The sequence below is a fragment of the Pseudomonas sp. S09G 359 genome, from assembly GCF_002843605.1.
Lineage (GTDB): Bacteria > Pseudomonadota > Gammaproteobacteria > Pseudomonadales > Pseudomonadaceae > Aquipseudomonas.
The window spans coordinates 6,338,865-6,365,388 of sequence record NZ_CP025263.1; the positions used below are offsets into that span (position 1 = coordinate 6,338,865).

26 protein-coding genes are annotated in these 26,524 nt (G+C 62.8%); 17 read left to right on the top strand and 9 right to left on the bottom strand.

The window, feature by feature from the left end; all coding sequences use genetic code 11:
* Positions 1-169: 169 nt before the first annotated feature.
* The 6 genes from CXQ82_RS29210 to pilG form a co-directional block, all read right to left on the bottom strand.
* Positions 170-625 (bottom strand): chemotaxis protein CheW, encoded by a 456-nt coding sequence (locus CXQ82_RS29210; RefSeq protein ID WP_101273399.1) that lies wholly within the window; start codon positions 623-625, stop codon positions 170-172.
* Positions 618-6,431, bottom strand: coding sequence for an Hpt domain-containing protein (locus CXQ82_RS29215; protein ID WP_101273400.1), 5,814 nt, complete (start codon positions 6,429-6,431; stop codon positions 618-620). Before CXQ82_RS29215 ends, CXQ82_RS29210 begins: the two co-directional genes overlap by 8 nt.
* 168 nt (positions 6,432-6,599) lie before the next feature.
* Positions 6,600-8,651 (bottom strand): methyl-accepting chemotaxis protein, encoded by a 2,052-nt coding sequence (locus CXQ82_RS29220; protein ID WP_101273401.1) that lies wholly within the window; start codon positions 8,649-8,651, stop codon positions 6,600-6,602.
* Positions 8,648-9,172: a chemotaxis protein CheW gene (locus tag CXQ82_RS29225; protein ID WP_101273402.1), complete on the bottom strand. Its 525-nt coding sequence runs from the start codon at positions 9,170-9,172 to the stop codon at positions 8,648-8,650. Before CXQ82_RS29225 ends, CXQ82_RS29220 begins: the two co-directional genes overlap by 4 nt.
* Before the next feature lie 12 nt (positions 9,173-9,184).
* Positions 9,185-9,550, bottom strand: coding sequence for a twitching motility response regulator PilH (gene pilH / locus CXQ82_RS29230; protein WP_014720320.1), 366 nt, complete (start codon positions 9,548-9,550; stop codon positions 9,185-9,187).
* 46 nt (positions 9,551-9,596) lie between these two features.
* Positions 9,597-10,004 carry a twitching motility response regulator PilG gene (gene pilG / locus CXQ82_RS29235; RefSeq protein WP_016972942.1) on the bottom strand — a complete coding sequence of 136 codons (408 nt, stop codon included), beginning with the start codon at positions 10,002-10,004 and terminating at the stop codon, positions 9,597-9,599.
* Positions 10,005-10,243: 239 nt separating this feature from the next.
* On the opposite strand from pilG, the gene gshB reads away from it, so the two are divergent.
* The 7 genes from gshB (at position 10,244) to CXQ82_RS29270 (ending at position 16,367) form a co-directional block, all read left to right on the top strand.
* The gene (gene gshB / locus CXQ82_RS29240; protein ID WP_101273403.1) at positions 10,244-11,197 is read left to right on the top strand and encodes a glutathione synthase; all 954 of its coding nucleotides are present in this window, start codon (positions 10,244-10,246) and stop codon (positions 11,195-11,197) included.
* Between the two features lie 77 nt (positions 11,198-11,274).
* Positions 11,275-12,180, top strand: a complete 906-nt coding sequence (locus CXQ82_RS29245) for an energy transducer TonB (RefSeq protein ID WP_101273404.1) — start codon at positions 11,275-11,277, stop codon at positions 12,178-12,180.
* A 304-nt stretch (positions 12,181-12,484) separates the two neighbouring features.
* Entirely contained in the window at positions 12,485-13,054 is a 570-nt protein-coding gene (locus CXQ82_RS29250) for a YqgE/AlgH family protein (RefSeq protein ID WP_101273405.1), read from the top strand.
* A complete protein-coding gene (ruvX, locus tag CXQ82_RS29255) occupies positions 13,054-13,491 on the top strand; it encodes a Holliday junction resolvase RuvX (protein ID WP_003176676.1) in 438 nt (145 codons plus the stop codon). Before CXQ82_RS29250 ends, ruvX begins: the two co-directional genes overlap by 1 nt.
* Positions 13,492-13,563: 72 nt before the next feature.
* Positions 13,564-14,070, top strand: a complete 507-nt coding sequence (pyrR, locus tag CXQ82_RS29260; RefSeq protein WP_101273406.1) for a bifunctional pyr operon transcriptional regulator/uracil phosphoribosyltransferase PyrR — start codon at positions 13,564-13,566, stop codon at positions 14,068-14,070.
* Positions 14,071-14,094: 24 nt separating this feature from the next.
* The gene (locus tag CXQ82_RS29265; protein WP_101273407.1) at positions 14,095-15,099 is read left to right on the top strand and encodes an aspartate carbamoyltransferase catalytic subunit; all 1,005 of its coding nucleotides are present in this window, start codon (positions 14,095-14,097) and stop codon (positions 15,097-15,099) included.
* On the top strand, positions 15,096-16,367 hold the full coding sequence (locus CXQ82_RS29270; RefSeq protein ID WP_101273408.1) for a dihydroorotase: 1,272 nt from the start codon (positions 15,096-15,098) through the stop codon (positions 16,365-16,367). Before CXQ82_RS29265 ends, CXQ82_RS29270 begins: the two co-directional genes overlap by 4 nt.
* Before the next feature lie 143 nt (positions 16,368-16,510).
* On the opposite strand, the gene CXQ82_RS29275 is transcribed toward CXQ82_RS29270, so the two are convergent.
* Positions 16,511-16,939 carry a TM2 domain-containing protein gene (locus CXQ82_RS29275; RefSeq protein WP_101273409.1) on the bottom strand — a complete coding sequence of 143 codons (429 nt, stop codon included), beginning with the start codon at positions 16,937-16,939 and terminating at the stop codon, positions 16,511-16,513.
* A 250-nt stretch (positions 16,940-17,189) separates the two neighbouring features.
* Here CXQ82_RS29275 and CXQ82_RS29280 point away from each other — a divergent pair, with 250 nt between their 5' ends.
* The gene (locus CXQ82_RS29280) at positions 17,190-17,825 is read left to right on the top strand and encodes a C40 family peptidase (protein ID WP_101273410.1); all 636 of its coding nucleotides are present in this window, start codon (positions 17,190-17,192) and stop codon (positions 17,823-17,825) included.
* Positions 17,826-17,901: 76 nt separating this feature from the next.
* On the opposite strand, the gene CXQ82_RS29285 is transcribed toward CXQ82_RS29280, so the two are convergent.
* Positions 17,902-18,936 (bottom strand): type IV pilus twitching motility protein PilT, encoded by a 1,035-nt coding sequence (locus CXQ82_RS29285; protein WP_101273411.1) that lies wholly within the window; start codon positions 18,934-18,936, stop codon positions 17,902-17,904.
* Positions 18,937-18,993: 57 nt separating this feature from the next.
* Here CXQ82_RS29285 and CXQ82_RS29290 point away from each other — a divergent pair, with 57 nt between their 5' ends.
* The 9 genes from CXQ82_RS29290 to CXQ82_RS29330 all read left to right on the top strand — a co-directional run bounded on the left by CXQ82_RS29290 (position 18,994) and on the right by CXQ82_RS29330 (position 25,648).
* Positions 18,994-19,680, top strand: a complete 687-nt coding sequence (locus CXQ82_RS29290; protein ID WP_101273412.1) for a YggS family pyridoxal phosphate-dependent enzyme — start codon at positions 18,994-18,996, stop codon at positions 19,678-19,680.
* Between the two features lie 33 nt (positions 19,681-19,713).
* Positions 19,714-20,532, top strand: a complete 819-nt coding sequence (proC, locus tag CXQ82_RS29295; RefSeq protein ID WP_101273413.1) for a pyrroline-5-carboxylate reductase — start codon at positions 19,714-19,716, stop codon at positions 20,530-20,532.
* A 24-nt stretch (positions 20,533-20,556) separates the two neighbouring features.
* Positions 20,557-21,144, top strand: coding sequence for a YggT family protein (locus CXQ82_RS29300; protein WP_101273414.1), 588 nt, complete (start codon positions 20,557-20,559; stop codon positions 21,142-21,144).
* A gap of 146 nt (positions 21,145-21,290) precedes the next feature.
* Positions 21,291-22,430 carry a homoserine O-acetyltransferase gene (locus CXQ82_RS29305; RefSeq protein ID WP_101273415.1) on the top strand — a complete coding sequence of 380 codons (1,140 nt, stop codon included), beginning with the start codon at positions 21,291-21,293 and terminating at the stop codon, positions 22,428-22,430.
* 7 nt (positions 22,431-22,437) lie between these two features.
* A complete protein-coding gene (metW, locus tag CXQ82_RS29310; protein ID WP_101273416.1) occupies positions 22,438-23,058 on the top strand; it encodes a methionine biosynthesis protein MetW in 621 nt (206 codons plus the stop codon).
* A gap of 21 nt (positions 23,059-23,079) precedes the next feature.
* Positions 23,080-23,517 (top strand): DUF4426 domain-containing protein, encoded by a 438-nt coding sequence (locus CXQ82_RS29315; protein ID WP_101273417.1) that lies wholly within the window; start codon positions 23,080-23,082, stop codon positions 23,515-23,517.
* The gene (rdgB, locus tag CXQ82_RS29320; RefSeq protein ID WP_101273418.1) at positions 23,514-24,107 is read left to right on the top strand and encodes an RdgB/HAM1 family non-canonical purine NTP pyrophosphatase; all 594 of its coding nucleotides are present in this window, start codon (positions 23,514-23,516) and stop codon (positions 24,105-24,107) included. Before CXQ82_RS29315 ends, rdgB begins: the two co-directional genes overlap by 4 nt.
* Entirely contained in the window at positions 24,104-25,306 is a 1,203-nt protein-coding gene (gene hemW, locus CXQ82_RS29325; protein WP_101273419.1) for a radical SAM family heme chaperone HemW, read from the top strand. The genes rdgB and hemW overlap by 4 nt, the downstream gene beginning before the upstream one ends.
* Before the next feature lie 18 nt (positions 25,307-25,324).
* Positions 25,325-25,648, top strand: a complete 324-nt coding sequence (locus CXQ82_RS29330; RefSeq protein ID WP_078739576.1) for a DUF3392 domain-containing protein — start codon at positions 25,325-25,327, stop codon at positions 25,646-25,648.
* Between the two features lie 143 nt (positions 25,649-25,791).
* Here the strand turns inward: CXQ82_RS29330 and trmB are convergent, their stop codons facing one another.
* Positions 25,792-26,517: a tRNA (guanosine(46)-N7)-methyltransferase TrmB gene (gene trmB, locus CXQ82_RS29340; RefSeq protein WP_101273420.1), complete on the bottom strand. Its 726-nt coding sequence runs from the start codon at positions 26,515-26,517 to the stop codon at positions 25,792-25,794.
* Between the last annotated feature and the right edge of the window lie 7 nt (positions 26,518-26,524).

Genomic DNA, 26,524 nt, shown 5'->3' on the forward strand with positions numbered 1-26,524 from the left:
CCCCGAGAGCGGTGGGTCAGCTACAGCTGTATCAACTGGCAGTACTCCATCGGGGGCAAGCCCCCTCCCACATTTGCTCAGTGGTGTTTGTTAGATAGCGGTCCCAATTGTGGCGAGCCCGCTCGCCACAACAAGCCCGCTCGCCGTAGAGAATATTCCGACAGATTTTTCAGGCCAGGCCGGACTCTACCAGCAGGGCTTCGAGCCCCATGAGGTCAGGCACCTTCGCCACATGCTCGCCCACCTGCACCGCCGCCAGCTCCAGCGGGCACAGCGGCACGTCCACGTAGCTCAATTCGCTGTCGAGCTTGTACGAGCGGGGAATGCCCTGGATCACCAGCGCAATAAACTTCAGCGTCGGCCGGCCGCCCAAGGCATTCAACACTACGATCCGTGAGCGCTCGGCCGTTACGCTGGCCTCGCCGCAGGCGGCTTCGAAGCTGATCAGCGGAATTTGCCAATCGCGCCAAGTCACTTGCCGCAAATACCACGGCGGTGCATCGCTGGCCGGTTCGCCGCGCTGGAAGTCGATCAGTTCGGCCACGGCAACGTTGGGCAATACCAGATGGCGGTCAGCCAAGGGCAGCAGCAGGCCGGTGAGTTGGCTGGTGCGGTGGTCAAGCATGGGACTTGCTCCAATAGGCGATGCTGTCCAGCAGAGCCGACTCCTGATACGGCTTGCCCAGGTACTCGTTGACGCCAATGGCCATGGCGCGGTCGCGGTGTTTCTGGCCGGTGCGGGACGTGATCATGATGATCGGCAGGCGCATCAGCCGGGGGTCGTTGCGCACTTGGGTGGCCACTTCAAAGCCGTCCATGCGCGGCATCTCGATGTCGAGCAGCATCAGGTCCGGCGTGTGTTCTTCGAGCACGGCGATGGCGTCGATGCCGTCCTTGGCGGTCAGCACGTTCATGCCGTTGCGCTCCAGCAGGCGGCTGGTGACTTTGCGCACGGTCACCGAATCGTCCACCACCAGCACCAGCAGCGGGCGCTTTTTCAGTGGGTCATTGAGCATCAGCGGCGCATCCACCGCCTGCGCCGGCAAGGCCGGTTGCCGCGCGCGGATGTGCGCGAGCAGGTCGATGATCAACACCACCCGGCCATCGCCGAGGATGGTCGCCCCGGACAAACCCTGCACCCCGGCAAACTGCGGGCCCAGGCCCTTGACCACGATTTCCCGGGTACCGGCCATGGCATCCACATGGATGGCCACGCGCCGCTCGTTGCATTGCACCAGCAGCACCGGCACCGGCTGGTACTGGCCGAGCAGCTTGGGGCGAGCGACGGTGTGCAGCAGGTCGCCCAGGTAGAACAATTCGTAGCGCTGGCCGGCATATTCATAACGCGGCGGGTCTTGCTGATAGTGCCCGGCCAACTCATGGGGCAGCACGCGCACCAGGCCTTCGATGGTGTTGAGCGGGATCGCGTATTGGTCGTCCGCGCATTGCACCATCAGCGCGCGGTTAACCGACACGGTGAACGGCAAGCGAATGCGAAAATGCACGCCCGCGCCCGGCGTCGACTCAATGAACATCGAGCCGCCGAGCTGGCGCACTTCTTCATGCACCACGTCCATGCCCACGCCACGCCCGGAAATCTGCGTGATCTTTTCTGCGGTGGAAAAGCCCGGCTGCAAGATGAACTGCAACACGTCGCGGTCACTGATCTCCTGCCCAGGCGCGAGCAGGCCGCGCTTGATCGCCTTGCGCCGCACGGCCTCGAGGGGCACGCCAGCGCCGTCGTCGCGCATGTCGAAGACGATATCGCCGCCTTCGTGGGTCAGGTCCAGGCTAATCCGACCTTTCTCCGGTTTACCGGCCGCCAGGCGCGCTTCGCGGGATTCCAGGCCATGGTCGACGGCGTTGCGCAGCATATGTTCCAAGGGCGCGGCCATGCGTTCCAGCACGTTGCGGTCCATTTCGCCCTCGGCATTGCCGACGATGAATTCCACATCCTTGCCCAGCTCCTGCGCCACCTGGCGCACGATGCGTTTAAGGCGCGGCAACATGCGTTCAAACGGCACCATGCGCGTGCGCATCAGGCCTTCCTGCAACTCGGTGTTGATGCGCGCCTGTTGCTGCAACAGGTCGTGGGCATCCTCGTTGCGGCGGTCGAGGGTGTCCTTGAGGTCGAGCAGGTCGGAGACCGATTCGGACAGCGCGCGGGACAGTTGCTGCAACTGCGAATGGCGGTCCATTTCCAGTGGGTCGAATTCTTCATAGCCGAGGCGCTCGGCCTCGGCCTGCTGACGGCTGAGGATGCGGCCCTGGGTTTCGGTGTCGAGGCGGCGCAGTTGGTCGCGCATGCGCTCGATGGTGGTTTCCACTTCGGTGAGGGCGATGCGTGCGTCGTTGACCTGCTGTTCGATACGGCCACGGAAGATCGAGGTTTCGCCGGCCAGGTTGACCAGGTCATCCAGCAACTCGGCAGAAATTTTCACCATGTCGGCGGCAGGGTCCACCGCCGCTTCGGCCTTGCCCGCCGGCAGGGCCACCGGCGCCACCGGTTCGACGCTTGGGTGCACCAGGCTTTTGATGCGCTTGATCAGCTTGTCCACCGAACCCACCGGCAAGCCATCGGCCACCGCGTCGATCATCTGCGCCAGGCGGTCATGGCAGCCTTGCAGCAGGGCGAACAGCTCGGCGGACGGCGCGAGCAACCCGGCGGACAAGCCTTCGTAAAGAAATTCCAGCTCATGGGCCAGGTCGCCAATCGGCCCGATCTCGACCATGCGCGCGCCGCCCTTGAGGGTGTGCAGGTCGCGCAGCAGGGTTTCGACTTCCTGGCGATTGTTCGGCTCCGCCTGCCAGCGCAGCAATGCGGCACCGGAACTGTCGAGAATATCGGCGGCTTCTTCGAGGAATATTTCCAGCAACTCAGGGTCAGCACCCGAGGCTGGCGGCGCTGCAACCGGCGCAGTCGGCGTACTGTTCTGGCGCAACGCGCGCACCTTGGCGACCAGCTCCGCACAGTCGCTCAGGGGCTGGTGGTGCTGCAGTTCTTCCAGTTGCAGCGCCAGCCGTTCGTGGCTGGCCATCAGCACCTGGGACAACTCGGTGGAGTAGCTGTAGCGGCGGTCCACCAAGCCTTCGTAAAGACCTTCCAGTTCATGGGCCAGGTCACCCACCGGGCCGATCTCGGCCATGCGCGCGCCACCCTTGAGGGTGTGCAAATCCCGCTGTAATGACGACAACGGCGCCGCGCTCTCGGGCTCCAGCAACCAACGCTTGAGGGACTGCCCGGCGCTGTCGAGGATATCCACCGCCTCTTCGAGGAAGATCTCGACGATCTCATCGTCCACCGTCGTGTCATGATCCAGCTGCGCCGTAGCGGCGCCCAGCTCCGAAATACTCAGCGCACGGCTGCCATCACTTTTGATCAAGCCCGTGGCGGACGGGTCGAGCGCTTCATCCAGCAGCTCGCGCAGCGCCTCGACCCGTGCCGGCGCCGGGCTGATTTCCTGCCCTGCCGCCAGTTGGTCAAGCATGCTGATCAGCGCTTCATGGGCCTGGTCGGCCTCATGGAAAAACCGCTCGCTCACCGCCAGGCTGCTTTCTTCCACGGCGCCATACAGGTCGAGCAAGGCCTCGCAGAGTTCATCGATGGGGTGCAGGTCGGCGATGTGCGCGCCCTCCCCCAGGGTGGTCAATTCGTCCAGCAGCGCGGTGAGTTCCTGGCGCTCGCCGGGGTGTTGTTGCCAGCGGCGCAGCAGGCTTTCGGCGTCGAGCAGGATGTCCATGCCCTGGGCCAGGAAGTTGGCGATCAGTTGCGGGTCGCGCTTGATGCGCAGGCCGGTGCTCGGTGCGTCGAGCAGGGCTTGAAGCTGCTGGTCGAGCAGGCTTTGGGTGCGGTTGATCAGGTCCGTTGCACCCTTGATCGGCACCAGCGGGTCGCTGTCCAACTGGCGCAGCCCACGCTGGAACAGGCCCTCGGCTTCCAGCAGCAACTCCACTTCATCCAGGTCCAGCGGCAGGCGATGGGCCTTGTACTCGCGGGTCAGGTGATCGAGCGGGCGCGCCAGTTCGGCGATCGGCAGTACGCCGGCCATATAGGCGCTGCCCTTGAGGGTGTGCAGGGCGCGCTGCAGTTCATCGCTGACTTGCAGCGGCACGTGTTCGGCGGCCTGTTGCAGGAAGTGGTTGAGGCTGTCCAGATGGCTCTGGGCTTCGTTACGGAAGATCTCCAGCAGCATCGGGTCATGGGGTTCGGCGGCCGGTGTGCCGCTGGCCAGGGCGTGGGCACGGGCAGCCAGGGCGTCGACTTCATCGCGTTGGCGTTGGTCGTCAATGGCGAAGTCAGCGATCAGTTCCGGCAACAGCGCGACGGCTTCATCCAGTACCTGCTGCACGTCGGGGCCAAGAGCCACGCTGCGCTCCAGCACACGGTTGAGCAGGTTCTCCACGGCCCATGCCAGCTCGGCCAGCACCAGCGCGCGCACCATGCGGCCGCTGCCCTTGAGGGTGTGGAACGCGCGGCGCATTTCGCCCTGGGCGGTTTTATCGGCGCTGTGGGGCAGGTGGCGGTGCAGCACTTCAAGCACTTCGTCGGTTTCTTCGAGGAAGACTTCGCGCAGTTCGTCGTCGATAGGTTCTTCATCAGCCGGCGGCGGCAGCAGGCTACCGGGGCGCTGCAAGGCAGGCGGGTTGAGGCGCGAGGTGGGGCTGGCCAACGCGTCGAATTGCGATTGGCTCGGCGCTTCATCGGTGGAGAGCGCACCGTCCGGCGCCGCCAAGGCCTGGCGCCAGGGTTTTTCGGCGGGCAGGTAACCGAGCGCAGCCAGGCCCTGGGTGGCCAACTCCAGCACCCGTTCGCCGGCGGCGTCGGGGTCCTGGAGCATGCGTTCCAGGTAGTACTCCAGGCTGCTGATCACGTCGGCGAAATGCGCCAGCTGCATTTCGGAGGGCGGGCTGTCGTGGCTCATCAGCTGTTCGTCAACGTAATCGGTGCAGCCACGCATCAGGCTCGCCGCCCTCGGCAGTGGAATCATCGCCAGGGCGCCGCGCACCTGGCTCAACAGCTCCGGCAAGGATTCCAGGCGCTGGCGATCCCAGTCGGCTTCGAGGCAGTCGATCACCAGTTCCTTGGCCTGGCGCAGGCACTGGCAGGATTCGCGGATTACCAACTGGTGGATCTGGGTCAGGTCGGTGGTGGGCAAGCGGCTCTCTTCGCGGCTTTCCGGCTCGACCGTACCGACCATGCCGGCCAGAGTTGCCTCGACATACAGCAAGGCGCCGGCGACATCCATCAACACCGCGTCATTTGGCTCGCGCTGGCCTTGGGCCAGGCTCAGCACCACGGCAAGCTGGTCGATGATGACTTTGCGCGGCTGGCCGAAACCCAGTACGGCGAGGGTATCGGCGATCTGCCGCAGCGGCGCGAGCAAGGCGTCGAGGTCGCTGGTGTGTTGGCGGTCGCTGCGCACGAACAGGTCGAGGCGCTCCTTGACCCGCACCAGTTCCTCACACAACGCACCGAGCACCGAGCCCATGGCATTGCGGTCCGGCCCGGCCAGGCGCGCGCGCTCGGCATCGACCACGGCGCTGTCGGGCAACGCCTCATCCAGGCCGTAACGTTCCTTGAGGCTTTGCATGCGCGGCGTCGGCCGGGTGACTTTGGCCACGTAGAACAGCAGGCTCTTGAGCAGCTCATCCGGCGCCGGTTGGTTGATGCCGCCGATGCCCTGGGCCAGCAGGCGCTTGAGTTGCTTGTCGCTGGCCTTGAGCAGGCTGCGCAGCGCCGGGCTGTTGGCGATCACGCCGGTGAGCATGCCCTCGACCAGCGCCGAGGTGACTTGCCACAGCGGCAACAGCGGCGCGCCCTGGCACAATGCTTCGAGGCGCGCGAAGACCCGCGCCATGTCTTCCAGGTTGCTCGGGCCGTGGTCTTCGCGCAGCAGCCCGGCCAGGGCCTGTTGCAGCAGTTGGTGCCATTGCAGCAATTGTTCGTGCAGGTCCGGCGGCGCGCGCTGGGCCAGGGCTTCATCCGGCAGTGGGGCAATCGACAGCAATTGCGGGCTGAACAGGCTGGTTTCCGACAGCAGGCTTTCGCCGCGGGCGCTGCGCAGGTCATTGAGCAACGGCAACACCACCAACGGCAGGTCGCGGCGCGCGCTGTGGATGCGGTCCAGGTACAGCGGCAATTGGCCGAGGGCCTGTTGCAGCAGGCGAATGCTTTCATCGCGCTGGCTGACGTGGCCGGCCTGCAGCGCCAAGGCCAGTGCTTCGATCTCTTCGGCCAACAGCGCGGCGCCGTAGAACTCGACCATTTGCAGCGCGCCATGCACCTGGTGGATGCCGGCCAGGCACTCGTCGAGCGCATCGCTGTCGGCGGTTTCGACAAAAGCGTCCAGCGCCGAACGGGCCTGTTTCAAGGTTTCGGCAATGTCGCCCTTGACCCATTCGAGGGCCACGTAGTCGTGCCGGTCAACCATAACTGCTCCGCTTAGAATTCGTGGGTTGCTGGTGTTGCCCAAATCTCAACAATGATGGAGATCCAATGTGGGAGGGGGCTTGCCCCCGATAGCAGACTGTCAGTTGATATATCTACGGCTGACCCACTGCAATCGGGGGCAAGCCCCCTCCCACATTTTGAATGCATTTCAGTCATCTGCCTGTTTCGGGGGCGGGAGGGTGAAGCCCGACACCGACCGCCGCAACTGGCTGGCCATCTTCGCCAAATTGCCGATGCTCTCCGCCGTGGCAGTAGACCCCGACGACGTCTGCGTGGTGATCTGCTGGATCACGTTCATGGTCAGGGAAATCTGCCCCGCCGACGACGTCTGTTGCTGCGCCGCGTTGGAGATGCTCTGGATCAGCGCCGCGAGGGTTTTCGATACGCCTTCGATTTCTTCCAGCGCCACCCCCGCGTCCTGGGCCAGCCGCGCGCCGCGCACCACTTCGGTGGTGGTCTGCTCCATGGAGATGACCGCCTCGTTGGTGTCGGCCTGGATCGCGCGTACCAGGGTTTCGATCTGCCGCGTGGCCGCCGACGAACGCTCGGCCAGCCGTTGCACTTCATCGGCCACCACGGCAAAGCCGCGCCCGGCGTCCCCGGCCATGCTCGCCTGGATCGCGGCGTTAAGGGCGAGGATGTTGGTCTGGTCGGCAATATCGTCGATCAGGCTGACAATATCGCCAATTTCCTGGGAGGACTCGCCCAGGCGCTTAATGCGCTTGGCGGTGTCCTGGATCTGCTCGCGGATGTTGTCCATGCCGTGGATGGTGTTGTGCACCACCTCGTTGCCTTTGTTGGCGATCTCTACCGAGCGCTCCGCCACAGCCGAGGATTCAGCCGCGTTGGCCGATACCTGGTCGATGGACTGGGCCATCTGGTTGATCGCGGTGGAGGCTTCGGCAATCTGCTGGGCCTGGTGCTCCGACGCCTGGGCCAGGTGCATGGCGGTGGCCTGGGTGTCCTGCACCGCGCCGGCCACTTGCCCGGCGGTGAGGTTGATGGTCGCCACCAGGTCGCGCAGTTGGTCGACGGAATAATTGATCGAGTCGGCGATGGTGCCGGTGAAGTCTTCGGTGACCGAGGCGGTCACGGTGAGGTCGCCATCGGCCAGGTCTTCGATTTCATCCAGCAGGCGCATGATCGCGTTCTGGTTGCGCTCGTTCTTCTCGGCGGTTTCATGCAGCTGGCGGTTGGTTTCGCGCACCATCACCAGGCCGATCAGGATGATCGACGCCAGCGCCAGCAGGCCCAGCACATAGCCGCCAATGGTGTCGAAACTGCGCCCGCTGGCCAGGTTTTCAAACCCGGTGGCCAGGTGCGAGGCTTCATCCAGCAAGGTCTGCGACAGGTTGAAGATATTGCTCGCCGAGGCGCGTACCTGGAACAACTGCGGCGAGGTTTCGAGGATTTCATCCACAGAGCCGGAAACAAACTCGAACAGTTCGGCGATTTCCGCCAGCCGCGCGCGGGCGTCACGGTCTTCGACCTGGGTGATGCGCAGGCCCGGGTTGCCGTTGAGCATGCCGTTGAGCACCTGGCCGAAACGCGCAGCATCACGGCCAAAGGCGTCGGCGGCCTGCACGGCGGTTTCGTCGCCGGCCAGCACGGTGTTCACCGCACCCAAAATACGTTCGGCGAGCAACGACTGGCGCTGGGCCAAGGCCACCTGGCTGGCCGGGGCGCCGCGCTGCAGCAGGATATCGACGACCTTTTCCGACTCCATCTGCAACTGCGGCACGGTTTCGGCCAGGGTCGCGGCCACCTGGTGCAGGGACAGCACGGTCTGCTCGCTGGCAAGGATAGCGTCGGTGTTTTTCAGCAGCGCTTCCCAGTCGGTCTGCACCGCGCGCATTTCGGCGCGTACCGCATTGGGCGCGGCGGGCAGGCCGGTTTCCTGGTCGCCTTTTTTCAGATAGCCCCAGCGTTGGGCGAAGTCGTTGCGCGCCTCGCCCAACAGCTTGAACGCGGCAGCCTTGCCGGCGGCCGCTTCGGTGGCATTCTTGGCGATGCGCTGGGACAGCACGCGCAGCTCACCGGCGTGGCCGATGTACTGTTTGTCATAGGTGGACTGGGTGTTGAGGTACGCGAAGTTGGCAAACAACAACATGATGAACACGATCAACGCGATAAACAGCACGATGATCTGCGAGCGGCTGCGCGACGCGGCCTGGGGCTTGGGCGTGGTGGCGGTGGTCATGCGGCAACATCCATGAAGCCTGGGGCCTGGGCCAGGGCAAAGGGGCTGAAGACCAGCCACAGCGGGTCGCCGTCGAACTGGCCCTGGATAAACGGTGCGCCGGGGTGGGCGCTGGCCAGCAGTGCGTCTTGTGCGAAATGTTGCATTCCCACCACCTCGTCCACCAGCAGCCCGACAAACAGGTCGTTGTATTCCACCACCAGCACCCGCCGTTGCTTACGCGCCTTGGACAAGGGCATGCCGAGGAAACCGCCCAGGTCCATCACCGGCAGCAAGCGCCCGCGCAGGTTGGCCACGCCCTTGACCCACGGCTTGACCCCGGGCATCAAGGTGCAGCGCGGCTCATGCAAAACCTCCGCGACTTCGCCCATGGGCGCCACGTACCAATGCTGCCCCAGGCGAAACCCGATGCCGCTCCAGCGCTGCTGGCGGGTTTCCTGGGACGGCAGGTCGGCGGCCAGCAGACGGCAGCGGCGGTCGATGTCCAGCAACAGCTCGAAGGCGGTTTGCGACTCGGTCATGATCGCGTGCCGTCAGCCGGCCAGCACCTTGTTCAAGGTGGCAATCAGGGTTTCTTCGTCCACCGGCTTGGTCAGGTAATCCTTGGCGCCCTGACGCGCGCCCCAGATTTTGTCGGTTTCCTGGTCTTTGGTGGTGATGATAATGATCGGGATGCCGTTGGTTTCCGGCTCTTTGGACAACTGGCGCGTGGCCTGGAAGCCATTGAGGCCGGGCATCACGATGTCCATCAGCACGGCGTCGGGTTTTTCCTGGCGGGCCAGGGCCACGCCGTCCGCGCCGTTTTCGGCCTTGAGGACCTGGTGGCCGTGCTTTTCAAGCATGCCGGTCAGTTTGTACATTTCAGTCGGCGAATCGTCGACGATCAGAACGCGTGCCATGGTTTTCCCCACTACATTGGTCGGCGCCGGCCCTTGTGAGGCGGCGTCAGTGTGCTTGTTCTACTGCGGCGAAGGCAGGCACGTAGGCCTTGATCGCACCCAGCAGTTCTTCCTTGCTGAAAGGCTTGGTCAAAAACTGATCGACACCAACGATGCGCCCCTTGGCCTTGTCGAACAGGCCGTCCTTGGAGGACAGCATGATCACCGGGATCGACTTGAACGCCGGGTTGTTCTTCACCAGAGCGCAGGTCTGATAGCCATCCAGGCGCGGCATCATGATGTCGACAAAGATAATGTGCGGGTGATGATCAACAATCCGGGCCAGGGCATCGAAACCGTCGATGGCCGTGATGACATCGCACCCCGCGTTCTTCAACAGCGTCTCGGCGGTGCGGCGGATCGTCTTCGAATCGTCGATCACCATCACTCTCAAGGCGTTGGAATGCTGTTCCATATCTGCTCTACCATCGCCACAGCGAATCGGTTTTCGGTGTGTACTGCCTGATGTTGCACAGGATGAGCGCCGCAAGCCTTGGAATTCAAGGGCTGCTGCGCCGTGGCAGTCTTTTTAGCACAGTCTTGGGGTGCAATCTATCGAGGCACCCGCCAGGTGGTTTTTCCTTGACCCACAACAGCCACAGCGCCACTCTGACGCCACTTTTATGCGCCCTAATTTGCTAGAGGAAATCCCCCATGAGCGTTCGCGTCGGCATTGTCATGGACCCTATCGCCAGCATTTCCTATAAAAAGGACAGCTCGCTGGCCATGCTCCTGGCCGCCCAGGCCCGCGGCTGGACGTTGTTCTATATGGAGCAGCGCGATCTTTACCAGGGCGACGGCGAGGCCCGCGCACGCATGCGCCCGCTGCAGGTGTTTGCCAACCCTGAGAAGTGGTTCGAGCTGGCAGACGAGATCGACAGCCCCTTGAGCGACCTGGACGTGATCCTGATGCGCAAGGACCCGCCCTTCGACATGGAATTCGTCTACTCCACCTACCTGCTGGAGCAGGCCGAGCGCGCCGGCGTGTTGATCGTCAACAAGCCGCAGAGCCTGCGCGACTGCAATGAAAAACTGTTCGCCACGCTGTTCCCGCAGTGCACCCCGCCGACCGTGGTCAGCCGCCGCGCCGACGTGTTGCGTGAATTTGCCGCCAAGCACGGCGATGTGATCCTCAAGCCGCTGGACGGCATGGGTGGCACTTCGATTTTCCGTCATCGCGCCGGCGACCCGAACCTGTCGGTGATCCTCGAAACCCTGACCGCGCTGGGCACCCAGCAGATCATGGGCCAGGCTTACATTCCGGCAATCAAGGACGGCGACAAGCGCATCCTGATGATCGACGGCGAGCCGGTTGATTACTGCCTGGCGCGCATCCCGGCAGCCGGCGAGACGCGTGGCAACCTGGCCGCCGGTGGTCGCGGCGAAGCGCGCCCGCTGACAGACAAGGATCGCTGGATTGCAGCCCAAGTTGGCCCAACCCTGCGGGAAAAAGGCCTGCTGTTTGTAGGGCTTGACGTAATTGGTGAGAATCTCACGGAAATCAACGTGACCAGCCCGACGTGCATCCGCGAGATCGACAACGCATTTGGCACGAACATCGGCGAAATGCTGATGGCGGCCATTGAGCGCAAGCTACAAGCCAAGTGACATAGAACAGCCGGACACACACCAACATTGCGTTATCATGCGCCACCTGTGAAACGCGCGATGTTGGTTTTCTTGTCATGACACTCCCGTCAGATCTGCCCCCCGAACTCTCCCACAGCGGCGTGCGCCCGGCTGATCGGCTCGGTTTTACCCTGTTCCTGGCAGCACTGGTGCACCTCGCGCTGATCCTCGGCCTGGGCTTCACCATGGTCGAACCCAAGCAGATCACCAAAACCCTGGAAATCACCCTCTCCACGTTCAAGAGCGAAAAAGCGCCCGAGAAGGCCGACTTTCTCGCCCAGGACAACCAGCAGGGCAGCGGCACCCTCGACAAGAAAGCGGTGCCCAAGACCACTGAAGTGGCGCCGTTCCAGGACAACAAGATCAATAAAGTCACCCCGCCGCCGGCGCCCAAGCCTGAGGTCAAGCAGGCGGTGCCCAAGGCCGCCGTGGCCACCGTCGCGCCCAAGCCGCAAAAGGCCCCGACCCAGCGCGAAAAGACCAAGACCGAGCCGCAGCCCGAACCGGCCAAACCAGCGCCGACGTTCGACAGCTCAACGCTGTCCGACGAAATTTCCAGCCTGGAAGCCGAACTGGCCAACGAACAGCAGCTGTACGCCAAGCGCCCACGCATCTACCGACTGAACGCGGCCTCTACCATGCGCGACAAAGGTGCCTGGTATAAGGACGAATGGCGCAAGAAGGTCGAGCGCATCGGCAACCTCAACTACCCGGACGAAGCCCGACGCCAGCAGATTTACGGCAATTTGCGTCTATTGGTGTCGATCAACCGTGATGGTTCGCTCTATGAAGTGCAGGTGCTGGAGTCGTCCGGCCAGCCACTACTGGACCAGGCCGCCCAACGCATCGTACGCCTGGCTGCGCCTTTCGCACCGTTTACCGGCGACCTGAACGACGTCGACCGCCTGGAAATCATCCGCACCTGGAAGTTCGCCAAGGGTGATCGACTGTCCAGTAACTGAAACCCCATAACCGCCCTGTGTAAAAAGCGGGCCCATGTGAAAAGCGGGCTCATGTGGCGAGCGGGCTTGCCCGCGTTGGGCTGCGCAGCAGCCCCAGCAACTCACATACAGCCTGTCAGACACACCCAGTTGGCAGGGTTTAGGGCCGCTACGCAGCCCAACGCGGGCAAGCCCGCTCGCCACACAAACCTAGTCACTTGCCACACAAATCCCAGTCCGCTTGCCACATACAGTTATGTGAAGAACGCACCCTCTAACAACTCCCAGCTTGTCAGTTCGCCCCTCCAACGCCACACTAGCGGACATGAAAAATGTCAGCCCGACCTACCTCAAGCATCAATTCCTGATCGCCATGCCCCATATGGCCGACCCGAACTTTGCGCAGACCTTGACCTACATCGTCGAGCACACAGCCAATGGTGCGATGGGGTTGGTAGTGAACCGCCCGCAGGAGCTGAACCTGGCGGACATTCTTGAGCAGTTGCGCCCGGAGATCGACCCGCCGGCCCGCTGCCAGCACGTACCGATCTACATTGGCGGCCCGGTACAGACCGATCGCGGTTTTGTGCTGCATCCGACCGGGCCGAAGTTCCAGGCCACGGTGGACCTGGACGGTGTATCGCTGTCCACCTCCCAGGACGTGTTGTTCGCCATCGCCGACGGCGTGGGCCCCGAGCACAGCGTGATAACCCTCGGCTACGCCGGTTGGGACGCGGGCCAGCTTGAGGCCGAACTGGCCAGCAATGCCTGGCTGACCTGCCCCTTCGACGCCGACATCCTGTTCAACACCCCCAGCGAGCTGCGCCTGGAAGCGGCGGCGGCCAAGCTGCGGGTCAACCTCAGCCTGCTGACCAGCCAGGCGGGGCACGCCTGATGGCCTTGCGTCTGATCCTCGGCTTTGATTACGGCACCAAACAGATCGGCGTTGCGGTCGGCCAGGTCATCACCGGCCAGGCCCGCGAGCTGTGCACCCTCAAGGCCCAGAACGGCATACCGGACTGGAACCAGGTCGAAGCCCTGATCAAGGAGTGGAAGCCCGACGCCGTGGTCGTCGGCCTGCCCCTGAACATGGACGGCACCCCCAGCGACATGTGCCTGCGCGCCGAAAAATTCGCCCGTCGCCTCAATGGCCGCTACAACATCCCCTTCTATACCCACGACGAACGCCTGACCACCTTTGAAGCCAAGGGTGAGCGCCGCGATCGTGGCGGGCAAAAAGGCAGCTACCGCGACAACCCGGTAGACGCCATTGCCGCCGCCTTGCTGTTGCAGGGTTGGCTGGATGAAAACACCGCTTTATTTGAATCCTGACTGACGCGGCTTGCCGCGTCTTCTTACGTTTGAGCCCGGACCTTGCCTGCGCGAGGCCTTGAAGGAGCCACCATGAGCCTGCCCAATCCCGCCGAACTGATCAGCCAGATGGCGACGAGCCTCACGGCCCATCTGCAACACCGTGCCATCAGCGAGCCGCGCTTCATTGGCATTCGCACGGGCGGTGTGTGGGTGGCCCAGGCGCTGCTGGAAGCGCTGGGCAGCGATTCGCCCCTGGGCACCCTGGACGTGTCCTTCTACCGCGATGACTTCAGCCAGAACGGCCTGCACCCGCAAGTACGCCCATCGGCCCTGCCGTTCGAGATCGAAGGCCAGCACCTGGTGCTGATCGACGACGTGCTGATGAGCGGCCGCACCATCCGCGCCGCCATGAATGAACTGTTCGACTACGGCCGCCCGGCCAGCATCACGCTGGTCTGCCTGCTGGACCTGGACGCCGGCGAGCTGCCGATCAGCCCGGATGTGGTGGGCGCCACCCTGTCGCTGCAACCCCAGCAACGGGTAAAATTGTCCGGTCCCACGCCGCTCGAGCTCGAACTGCAAGACCTTGCCCTTTAAACCGCCTTGTAAAGAGTCCCCGCGATGACGCCTCTAGATGCCAAGCGCCCGCTGCAGCTCAATGCTCAGGGCCAGCTGCAACACTTCTTGTCCCTCGACGGTTTGCCCCGCGAACTGCTCACCGAAATCCTCGACACCGCCGACTCGTTCCTCGAAGTCGGTGGCCGGGCGGTGAAAAAGGTCCCGCTGCTGCGCGGCAAGACCATCTGCAACGTGTTCTTCGAGAACTCCACGCGCACCCGCACCACCTTTGAACTGGCGGCCCAGCGGCTGTCGGCCGACGTGATCACGCTGAACGTGTCGACCTCGTCGGCGAGCAAGGGCGAAACCCTGCTCGACACCCTGCGCAACCTCGAAGCCATGGCCGCCGACATGTTCGTGGTACGCCACGGCGACTCCGGCGCCGCGCATTTCATCGCCGAGCACGTGTGCCCGCAGGTGGCGATCATCAACGGCGGCGACGGCCGCCACGCCCACCCGACCCAGGGCATGCTCGACATGCTCACCATTCGTCGGCACAAGGGCAGTTTTGAAAACCTCTCGGTGGCCATCGTCGGCGACATCCTGCACTCGCGGGTGGCGCGCTCGAACATGCTGGCCCTCAAAGCCCTGGGTTGCCCGGACATCCGCGTGATCGCCCCGAAAACCCTGCTGCCGATCGGTATCGAGCAGTACGGCGTAAAGGTCTACACCGACATGGCCGCAGGCCTCAAGGATGTGGACGTGGTGATCATGCTGCGCCTGCAACGCGAGCGCATGGCCGGTGGCCTGCTGCCGAGCGAGGGTGAGTTCTACCGCTTGTTCGGCCTGACCACCGCGCGCCTGGCCGGCGCCAAGCCGGATGCGATCGTGATGCACCCGGGCCCGATCAACCGCGGGGTGGAGATTGAGTCGGCGGTGGCCGACGGCAACCAGTCGGTGATCCTCAACCAGGTGACCTACGGCATCGCCGTACGCATGGCGGTCATGTCCATGGCCATGAGCGGGCAAACCGCGCAACGTCAATTCGAGCAGGAGAAGGCCCAGTGAAGCTCAGCATTCTTGGCGCTCGCGTTATCGATCCGGCCAGTGGCCTGGATCAAGTTACCGATCTGCATCTGGAAGCCGGCAAGATCATCGCCATCGGCGCCGCACCGGGTGGTTTCAGCCCGGCGCAAAGCATCGACGCCAAAGGCCTGGTGGCCGCGCCTGGCCTGGTGGACCTGAACGTCGCCCTGCGCGAGCCGGGCTACAGCCGCAAAGGCACCATCGCCAGCGAAACCCGCGCGGCCGCCGCCGGTGGCGTAACCAGCCTGTGCTGCCCGCCACACACCAAGCCGATCCTCGACACTTCGGCGGTGACCGAACTGATCCTCGACCGTGCCCGTGAGGCCGGCAATTGCAAAGTGTTCCCCATCGGTGCCCTGAGCAAAGGCCTGGAAGGCGAACAACTCGCCGAGCTGATCGCCCTGCGCGACGCCGGTTGCGTGGCCTTCGGCAATGGCCTGGAGAGTTTCCGCAGCACCCGTACCCTGTGCCGCGCCTTGGAATATGCGGCCACCTTCGATTTGACGGTGATCTTCCATTCTCAGGATCGCGACCTTGCCGAAGGCGGCCTGGCCCATGAAGGCGCCGTGGCCAGCTTCCTGGGCCTGCCGGGCATCCCGGAAACCGCCGAAACCGTGGCCCTGGCCCGTGACCTGCTGCTGGTGGAACAAAGTGGCGTACGCGCGCACTTCAGCCAGCTCACCAGCGCACGGGGCGTGGCCCTGATCGCCCAGGCCCAGGCCCGTGGCTTGCCGGTGACGGCAGATGTCGCGCTGTATCAGCTGATCCTGACGGATGAGGCACTGATCGACTTCTCCAGCCTGTACCACGTGCAGCCGCCGCTGCGCACCCTGGCCGACCGCGAGGGTTTGCGCGCGGCAGTGAAGTCAGGTGTGGTGTCGGCGATTTCCAGCCATCACCAGCCCCATGAGCGCGATGCCAAGCTGGCGCCGTTTGGTGCGACCGAGCCCGGCATCAGCAGCGTAGAGCTATTGCTGCCGCTGGCAATGACGTTGGTGGAAGATGGCTTGCTGGACTTGCCGACGCTGCTGGCACGCCTCAGCGCCGGCCCAGCCCAAGCCTTGCGCCTGCCAGCGGGTAAATTGGCGGTGGGTGCGGCGGCGGACCTGGTGCTGTTTGACCCGGCCAGCTCCACGGTTGCCGGGGAGCAGTGGCTGTCCAAGGGTGAAAACTGCCCGTTCATCGGCCATAGCCTGCCGGCGACGGTGCGGTATACCTTGGTAGACGGCCGCATCAGCTACCAGGCCTGACGCTGATCTAGAGTGGACACAGTAACTGTGGGAGCGGGCTTGCTCGCGAAGGCGGAGTGTCAGTCAACAGATTAATAGACTGATCCACCGCCTTCGCGAGCAAGCCCGCTCCCACATTTGGTTTTCTGTGTGGCTTGAGAAACTCAACGTCCGTTATTACGCTCGGCATTGCGGATCGAGATCTGCGTATTCAATGTCCAGAAGTCATACAGCACCCCCACCAGGAACAAACCACCGGTCAGCAGGTAGATCAGGCCACTGATCCACTTGCCCTGGTACATGCGGTGTACGCCGAATACCCCCAGGAACGCCAACAGGATCCAGGCCACGTTGTATTCGATGGGCCCGGCGGTAAAACGCAGGTCGGCTTCACGGTCCATGGCCGGGATCAGGAACAGGTCGATCAGCCAGCCGATACCCAGCAGGCCGAAGGTGAAAAACCAGATCGTACCGGTCACGGGTTTGCCGTAATAGAAGCGATGTGCGCCGGTAAAACCGAAAATCCAGAGCAGGTAACCGATCACCTTGCTGTGGGTGTCTTGCTGCTGGCCAATCTGTTGATAGGTGTTCATCGCGTACCTCTTTTGCCTCGATAGATAAATTTTTTCACTTTCTTTGTGACTTTTTTACAGGCGCCCGACGTACGGCAAATGGTATCTTCCCTGCCCTGAAAGCCTTATGCCACCTGACTTGTGTAGGACAATTGTGACGATTCGTCGCGTTTTTCCTGATTTTGACGTCAAGGTTCAGTCGACAAACGGCCTGAGAACGACACAAAAAGCTGTTATAAAGTTGCGCGCAAACCCATAAGAGCCACGCCTAATGCGACCATTTTTCAAGACATGGCTAACCATTTGCCTATTAATGCCACTGGCCGCCCACGCCACCAATCGTGAGCAACGACTTCCTAACGTCAACGGTTTCACCCCTAAAGTCCACAGCACACCCAGCACGGCCAAATCGGTAAAGCTGACCGTCAACCGCCCGACTCAACTGAGCAAGGCCCACGGTAAAGCAAACCCGGCCCTGATGGCGGTGAACACCAAGCAAAGCAGCACCGTCCTCAGCCGCGCTGTGAACGTGCTGGGTACTCCTTATCGTTGGGGCGGCAGTAGCCCAAGTAAAGGGTTCGACTGCAGCGGCTTGGTGAAATATGCGTTCAACGACGTCGCCGCCGTGGATTTACCGCGTACCTCCAACGCCATGGCCGCCGGCCACGGTCAGAAGGTTGATCGCAAGGACCTGAAACCGGGCGACCTGTTGTTCTTCAAACTCAAGAGCCGCCAGGTCAACCACGTTGCCATCTACCTGGGCAACGACCGCTTTATCCACGCGCCGCGTCGTGGGAAGTCGGTGAGCATCGACACGCTGAAAAAGCCGTTCTGGGATAAGAACTACGTGATTGCCAAGCGGGTTTTGCCGAAAGAGCAGAATACCTTGCGGGTCGTTCAACGCTGATTTAAAGCTGGAATGCAGTAAATGTGGGAGGGGGCTTGCCCCATCCCACATTTTGATCTCCTTATATTTCAAGACCTCATATATCTGTAGGCACCCTCGCCTGCCCTCGCGCATCCTCCAGGCTGACCAGCCCCTGCCCAACCAACGCCTTCAAACTCATATCCAACGTCTTCATCCCCAGCGCCCCACCCGTCTGAATCGCCGAGACCATCTGCGCGGCCTTGTCTTCGCGGATCAGATTGCGAATGGCCGGGGTGCCCAACATGATTTCATGGGCCGCCACCCGCCCGCCGCCCACCCTCTTTATCAGCACCTGGGACACCACCGCCTGCAACGATTCCGACAGCATCGTGCGCACCATGGCCTTTTCCCCTGCTGGGAACACGTCCACCAGCCGATCCACGGTCTTTGCCGCCGACGTGGTGTGCAGAGTGCCGAATACCAGATGCCCGGTCTCAGCCGCCGTCAACGCCAAGCGGATGGTTTCGAGGTCGCGCAGTTCGCCCACCAGGATTACATCCGGGTCTTCGCGCAATGCCGAGCGCAGCGCAGCGGAAAAACTATGGGTGTCGCGGTACACCTGGCGCTGGTTGATCAGCGCGGTTTTCGGCGTGTGGATAAATTCGATGGGGTCTTCCAGGGTGAGGATGTGCTGGCGCCGATGCTGATTGAGAAAGTCGATCATCGCCGCCAGGGTGGTGGACTTGCCGCAGCCGGTGGGCCCAGTCACCAGCACCAGGCCGCGCGGCAACTGGGCGATACGCCGGAACACCTCCCCGAGGCCGAGGCTTTCCAGGCTCTGGACCGCAGCGGGAATGGTGCGAAACACCGCGCCCATGCCGCGATCCTGCTGGAACACATTCGCCCGGAACCGCGCCACCCCTGGCAGTTCGAAGGAAAAATCCGTTTCAAGAGATGTTTCGAAATCCTTTTGCTGGTGCTGCTTGAGCAACGGGCTCAATAAGTCCGCCACTTGCGGGGGTGAAAGCACGGGCCAATCCAGGGGCCAGACCTCGCCATCAATCCTCAGCATCGGCGCCAGCCCGGCCGACAGGTGCAGGTCGGAGGCGCCACGGCGCACGCCGGCCACCAGCAATTCAGTGATATCCATAGGGCTTTCCATTTCCAGTAGAATGCCGCGGACTCCATATCCACGGGCGCATCTTGAATGTCGACGATAGCAGACAACATCGGCCAGGTTAGCCAGCGCATCCGCGCCGCAGCCGACGCCGTGCAACGTGACGCAAGCAGCATCCACCTGCTGGCCGTGAGTAAGACCAAACCCGCGCAAGCCGTTCGCGAAGCCTATGCCGCCGGGCAGCTGGAGTTTGGCGAAAACTACCTGCAGGAGGCCTTGGGCAAACAGGCCGAATTAACCGACCTGCCCTTGAGTTGGCACTTCATCGGCCCCATTCAATCGAACAAGACGCGCGCTATCGCCGAGAACTTCGCTTGGGTGCATTCCGTGGACCGCCTCAAAATTGCACAACGCCTGTCCGAACAACGCCCGGCCGACCTGCCACCGCTGAATATCTGCATCCAGGTGAACGTCAGTGGCGAGGCCAGCAAGTCCGGCTGTACACCCACCGACCTGCCGGCCCTGGCCGACGCGATCAGCGCCTTACCGCGCTTGAAGCTGCGCGGCCTGATGGCGATCCCTGAGCCGACTGAAGATCGGACCCAGCAAGACGCAGCGTTCGCTACCGTTCGCGACCTGCAAGCCAGTTTGAATCTGCCGCTGGACACACTTTCCATGGGCATGAGCCACGACCTTGAGTCGGCCATCGCCCAAGGCGCCACCTGGGTACGGATTGGTACCGCCCTGTTTGGCGCCCGCGACTACGGCCAGCCATGAAATGGCTGACATCCATCTGAATAAGGACCTGTCATGAGCAACACGCGTATTGCCTTTATCGGCGCCGGTAACATGGCGGCCAGCCTGATCGGTGGCTTGCGGGCCAAGGGCCTGGACGCCGCGCAGATCCGCGCCAGCGACCCGGGCGCCGATACCCGCGCCCGTGTCAGCGCCGAGCACGGTATTGAAACCTTTGCCGACAACGCCGACGCCATCCAGGGCGTCGACGTGATCGTGCTGGCGGTCAAGCCGCAGGCCATGAAAGCCGTGTGCGAAAGCCTGCGCCCGAGCCTGCAGCCGCAGCAACTGGTGGTGTCCATCGCCGCCGGCATCACCTGCGCCAGCATGAACACCTGGCTCGGCGCGCAGCCGATCGTACGTTGCATGCCCAACACCCCGTCGCTGCTGCGCCAAGGGGTGAGCGGCCTATACGCCACCGCCGAGGTCAGCGCCGCCCAGCGCGACCAGGCCCAGGAGCTGCTGTCCGCCGTGGGCATCGCCCTGTGGCTGGAACAGGAGCAGCAACTGGACGCTGTTACCGCGGTGTCCGGCAGCGGCCCGGCGTACTTCTTCCTGCTGATCGAAGCCATGACCGCCGCCGGCGTGAAACTGGGCCTGTCCCATGAGATCGCCGAGCAACTGGCCGAGCAGACCGCCCTGGGCGCTGCCAAAATGGCCGTCGCCAGCGACGTGGACGCTGCCGAATTGCGCCGTCGCGTGACCTCTCCGGGCGGCACCACGCAGGCTGCCATCGAATCGTTCCAGGCCGGGGGCTTTGAAGCCCTGGTGGAAAAAGCCTTGGGTGCCGCGGCACATCGTTCGGCCGAAATGGCCGAGCAGCTGGGCAAATAGTCCTACCTTACGAAGGAATCAATAATGCTCGGAATCAATGACGCTGCCATCTTCATCATCCAGACCCTGGGCAGCCTGTACCTGCTGATCGTGCTGATGCGCTTTATCCTGCAACTGGTGCGGGCGAACTTCTACAACCCGCTGTGCCAGTTCGTGGTCAAGGCCACCCAGCCGCTGCTCAAGCCCCTGCGCCGGGTGATCCCGAGCCTGTTCGGGCTGGACATGTCGTCGCTGGTGCTGGCACTGCTGCTGCAGATCCTGCTGTTCGCGGTGATCCTGATGCTCAATGGCTACCAGGCCTTCACGGTGCTGCTGTTGCCGTGGGCGCTGATCGGGATCTTCTCGCTGTTCTTGAAGATCATTTTCTGGTCGATGATCATCAGCGTGATCCTCTCGTGGGTCGCACCGGGTAGCCGCAGCCCGGGCGCCGAGCTGGTGTCCCAGATCACCGAGCCGGTGCTGGCGCCGTTCCGTCGCCTGATCCCCAACCTGGGCGGCCTGGATATCTCGCCGATCTTCGCGTTTATCGCGATCCAGCTGCTGCAAAGCTGGGTGATCCCACGCCTGGCGTTCTATGCGTTCATGCCAAAAGAGCTGTTCGGCTTGATCTGATTCACAGAGCAGGCATGTGTGGGAGGAGGCTTGCCCCCCTCCCACATTTTGTATCTGTGTATTGAATTGAATCCGTGCAGGCCTTTGCTTGCCGCTGGGGTCCCCGCTCTTTAGACTTACGCCTCATTTAAACGAGAGCAGGGTCGATGCCAGCTGCCTTCCCCCCCGATTCTGTTGGACTGGTTGTGCCCCAAGTGGCGCACTTCAGCGAACCCCTGGCCCTGGCCTGCGGCCGTTCGCTGCCTGCCTATGACCTGATCTATGAAACCTACGGCCAACTGAACGCCACGGCGAGCAACGCCGTGCTGATCTGCCACGCCCTGTCCGGCCATCATCATGCCGCCGGCTTCCACAGTGTTGACGAGCGCAAGCCCGGCTGGTGGGACAGCTGCATCGGCCCCGGCAAGCCCATCGACACCAACAAGTTCTTTGTGGTCAGCCTGAACAACCTCGGTGGCTGCAACGGCTCCACCGGCCCGAGCAGTCTCAACCCGGAAACCGGCAAGCCGTTCGGCGCCGACTTCCCGGTGCTGACCGTAGAAGACTGGGTGCACAGCCAGGCCCGCCTCGCCGACCTGTTGGGCATCAACCAATGGGCCGCCGTGATCGGCGGCAGCCTCGGCGGTATGCAAGCCCTGCAATGGACCATCACCTACCCGGACCGCGTGCGCCATTGCCTGGCCATCGCCTCGGCGCCAAAACTGTCGGCGCAGAACATCGCGTTCAACGAAGTAGCGCGCCAGGCCATCCTCACCGACCCCGAGTTCCACGGCGGTTCGTTCCAGGAAGCGGGCGTGATCCCCAAGCGCGGCTTGATGCTGGCGCGGATGGTCGGGCATATCACCTACCTGTCCGATGACTCCATGGGCGAGAAATTCGGCCGTGGGCTCAAGAGCGAAAAGCTCAACTACGACTTCCACAGCGTCGAGTTCCAGGTCGAAAGCTACCTGCGTTATCAGGGCGAGGAGTTCTCCGGCCGTTTCGACGCCAACACCTACCTGCTGATGACCAAGGCGCTGGACTACTTCGACCCGGCCGCCAACCACAATGACGACCTGGCGAAAACCTTCGAGGGCGCCACGGCCAAGTTCTGCGTGATGTCGTTCACCACCGACTGGCGCTTCTCGCCGGCCCGCTCGCGTGAACTGGTGGATGCGCTGATGGCCGCCCGCAAAGACGTCTGCTACCTGGAGATCGATGCACCGCAAGGCCACGACGCCTTCCTGATCCCGATCCCGCGCTACTTGCAGGCTTTCAGCAACTACATGAACCGCATAACTCTGTGAGAACGCCATGAGAGCCGACCTGGACATCATCCAAGACTGGATCCCCGCCGGCAGCCGCGTGCTCGACCTGGGCTGCGGCGATGGCGAACTGCTGAGCTGGCTGCGCGACAACAAGCAAGTCACCGGCTATGGCCTGGAAAACGACCCGGACAACATCGCCCAATGCGTGGCCAAGGGCATCAACGTGATCGAGCAGGACCTGGACAAGGGCCTGGGCAACTTTGCCAGCAACAGCTTCGATATCGTGGTGATGACCCAGGCCCTGCAAGCCGTGCACTACCCCGACCGGATCCTCGACGAAATGCTGCGCGTAGGCCGCCAGTGCATCATCACGTTCCCCAACTTCGGGCACTGGCGCTGCCGCTGGTACCTGGCCACCAAGGGCCGCATGCCGGTATCGGACTTCCTGCCCTACACCTGGTACAACACGCCGAATATCCACTTCTGCACCTTCGAAGACTTCGAAGCCCTGTGTGGCAAGCGTGAAGCCAAGGTGATCAACCGCCTTGCTGTCGATCAACAGCACCGCCACGGCTGGGCGAGTAAGCTATGGCCCAACCTGTTGGGTGAAATCGGCATTTACCGGGTCAGCAGCCCTGGCCTGACCGATCACAAGATTGCCGTCTAACTATTTTCAAGGAGGACGATCATGAGTCGCCTGGCTGTTTTTCTACTCACCGCCTGCCTGGGCGCCAGCGCCGTGGCCGCGGACGCTATCGACGGTAATCGCCAGAAAGAATTCGGCGATATCACCGTGCACTACAACACCTTCACGTCCAGCTTCCTGCAGCCGGAAACGGCCCAGGCCGTCGGCGTGGTGCGCAGCAAGAACAAGGGTTTGATCAACGTGTCCGTGGTCAAGGGCGTAACCCCGGTGGCGGCGCAAGTGACTGGTACCATCAAGGACCTGAGCGGCAAGAGCGAGATTCTCACGTTCAAGCAGATCACCGAGAAAGGTGCGATCTATTACCTCGCGCCCTACTCCGTGCCGCAGCAGGAATACCGGACGTTTACCATCAACGTTGAAACCGGCGGCAAGGCCCACGGTTTCAGTTTCGTCCAAGAACTTTTCCCGGCCGACAAATGAACCTGACACAACTCGTACTGGCCAGCCATAACGCCGGCAAACTCAAAGAACTCCAGGCCATGCTCGGCGAGTCCGTGCAATTGCGCTCGATTGGCGAGTTCAGCCAGGTAGAACCAGAGGAAACCGGCCTGTCGTTCGTCGAGAACGCCATCCTCAAGGCGCGCAATGCTGCACGCATCTCGGGCCTGCCAGCCTTGGCGGACGACTCGGGCCTGGCGGTGGACTTCCTCGGCGGTGCGCCGGGTATCTATTCGGCGCGCTATGCCGACGGCAAGGGCGACGCGGCCAACAACGCCAAGCTGCTCGACGCACTCAAGGACGTTCCGGACGCGCTGCGCGGCGCGCAGTTCGTCTGCGTGCTGGCCTTGGTGCGCCATGCCGATGACCCGCTGCCGATCCTCTGCGAAGGCCTGTGGCACGGGCGTATCCTGCACGCGGCCAGCGGCGAGCATGGCTTTGGCTATGACCCGCTGTTCTGGGTGCCGGAGCGCAATGTCTCCAGCGCCGAACTGAGCCCGGCCGACAAGAACCAGATCAGCCACCGCGCCCGCGCAATGGATTTGCTGCGCCAACGCCTGAGCCTGAAATGACCCAGAACACCTCTGCGCAGCCGCTGATCCACGGCGGCGCGCAAACACCTCGGGCGGCCCTGCCTGTGCTGCCGCCCCTGGCGCTGTATATCCACATCCCGTGGTGCGTGCGCAAATGTCCTTATTGCGACTTCAACTCCCACACCGCCAGCAAAGTGCTGCCGGAAGAAGAGTATGTGGACGCATTGCTGGCCGACCTTGATCAAGACCTGCACGCGGTTTACGGGCGCGAGCTGAGTTCGATCTTCTTCGGCGGCGGCACGCCGAGCCTCTTCAGCGCGACCGCGCTGGGCCGCCTGCTCAAGGGCGTGGAAGCGCGTATCGCGTTTGCCGCTGACATCGAGATCACCCTGGAAGCCAACCCCGGCACCTTCGAGCAAGAGAAGTTCGTGGCGTACCGCAAGCTGGGGATCAATCGCCTGTCCATCGGTATCCAGAGCTTCCAGCAGCAGAAGCTTGAGGCCTTGGGGCGTATCCACAATGGCGATGAGGCTGTACGCGCCGCCGGCATGGCGCGCCAGGCCGGGTTCGACAACTTCAACCTGGACCTGATGCACGGTTTGCCCGATCAATCCCTGGACGACGCCCTGAGCGACCTGCGCCAGGCCATCGCGCTCAAGCCGACACACTTGTCCTGGTACCAGCTGACCCTGGAACCCAACACCGTGTTCTGGAACCAGCCGCCCGCGCTGCCGGAAGATGACACCCTGTGGGACATCCAGGAAGCCGGCCAGGCGCTGCTCGCCGAACACGGCTACGCGCAATATGAAGTCTCGGCCTATGCCCAACCGGGTCGCCCGGCACGGCACAATCTGAATTACTGGAGCTTTGGCGACTTTATCGGCATCGGCGCCGGCGCCCACGGCAAGCTCAGCCACCCGGACGGGCGCATTGTGCGCACCTGGAAGACCCGCGCGCCGAAGGATTACCTCAACCCGGCCAAAAGCTTTCAGGCCGGTGCCAAAGAGCTGACCAACGAAGAGTTGCCGTTCGAGTTCCTGATGAACGCCCTGCGCCTTACCGAAGGCGTCGACGCCAGGCTCTACGCCGAACGCACCGGCCTCGAGCTGGCAAGCCTCGATGAAGCGCGGCGCGAGGCAGAACAAAGCGGCTTAATGCAGGTCGAACCGTCACGCCTGGCGGCCACCGACCGTGGGCAACTGTTTCTCAATGACCTGTTGCAGAAGTTTTTGAGCTGATCGCTCTAAGGAAATCGAATGGATTTGGTACTCGACCTGCTCGCCACCGTATCCCGCTGGAGCCGTAGCAACCTGTCGGAAATCTCCTTGGCCCTTGTCGGCTGCCTGCTGGTGCTGTTCGGTGCCGATATCAAAGGCTGGGTCGAAGCGCGCCTGGGCAGCGTCGCCGGCGCGTTGCGCGTACCACTGATGGCGCTGGTGTGCATGATCGGCAGCGGCGCCGCGTTGATCTACGCCACGCCGTGGATTGTGCGGGGGTTGAGCCAGTTCAATAACTACAGCCTGGCACCGGTGTTGGTGGTGGTGCTGGTGTTGATTGGTGTAGTCGCAGACCGCCGCTGACCCCAGCCAACACAGATACAAATGTGGGAGCGGGCTTGCTCGCGAATGCGGTGGATCAGTCGACATCTTCAGTGACTGACACTCCGCATTCGCGAGCAAGCCCGCTCCCACATTTTTTATCGCATTTCAAAGCTGATGGCTGATTAATCCAGCTTCTCAAACTTCAAATCCCACACCCCATGCCCCAAACGCTCACCACGACGCTCAAACTTGGTGATCGGGCGCTCGGCCGGGCGCGGCACGCACTTGCCGTCTTCCGCCAGGTTGCGGTAGCCGGGGGCCACATCCATCACTTCCAGCATGTATTCCGCATACGGTTCCCAGTCGGTGGCCATGTGCAGGATGCCGCCCACTTTCAGCTTGCTGCGCACCAGTTCCGCGAAGGAAGCCTGGACGATGCGGCGCTTGTGGTGGCGGGATTTGTGCCATGGGTCCGGGAAGAACAGCATCAGGCGGTCGAGGCTGTTGTCGGCGATGCAGCGGTTGAGCACTTCGATCGCGTCGCAGTCATACACGCGCAGGTTGGTCAGGCCCTGGGTCAGCACGCCGTTAAGTAGCGCGCCGACACCTGGGCGGTGAACTTCCACGCCGATAAAGTCCTGGTCCGGCGCAGCAGCGGCCATTTCCAGCAGGGAATGGCCCATGCCGAAGCCGATTTCCAGGGAGCGCGGGGCCGAACGGCCGAACACCTGGTCGTAGTCCACCGGCGCGTCGGCCAGGGGCAACACGAACAACGGCGTACCTTGTTCCAGGCCCTTTTGCTGGCCTTCGGTCATGCGACCGGCGCGCATCACAAAGCTCTTGATGCGGCGGTGCTTGGACTCGTCGCCTTCTTCCAGGGTGTTCGGCGTTTCGTTTGATTCAGTCATCAATGGC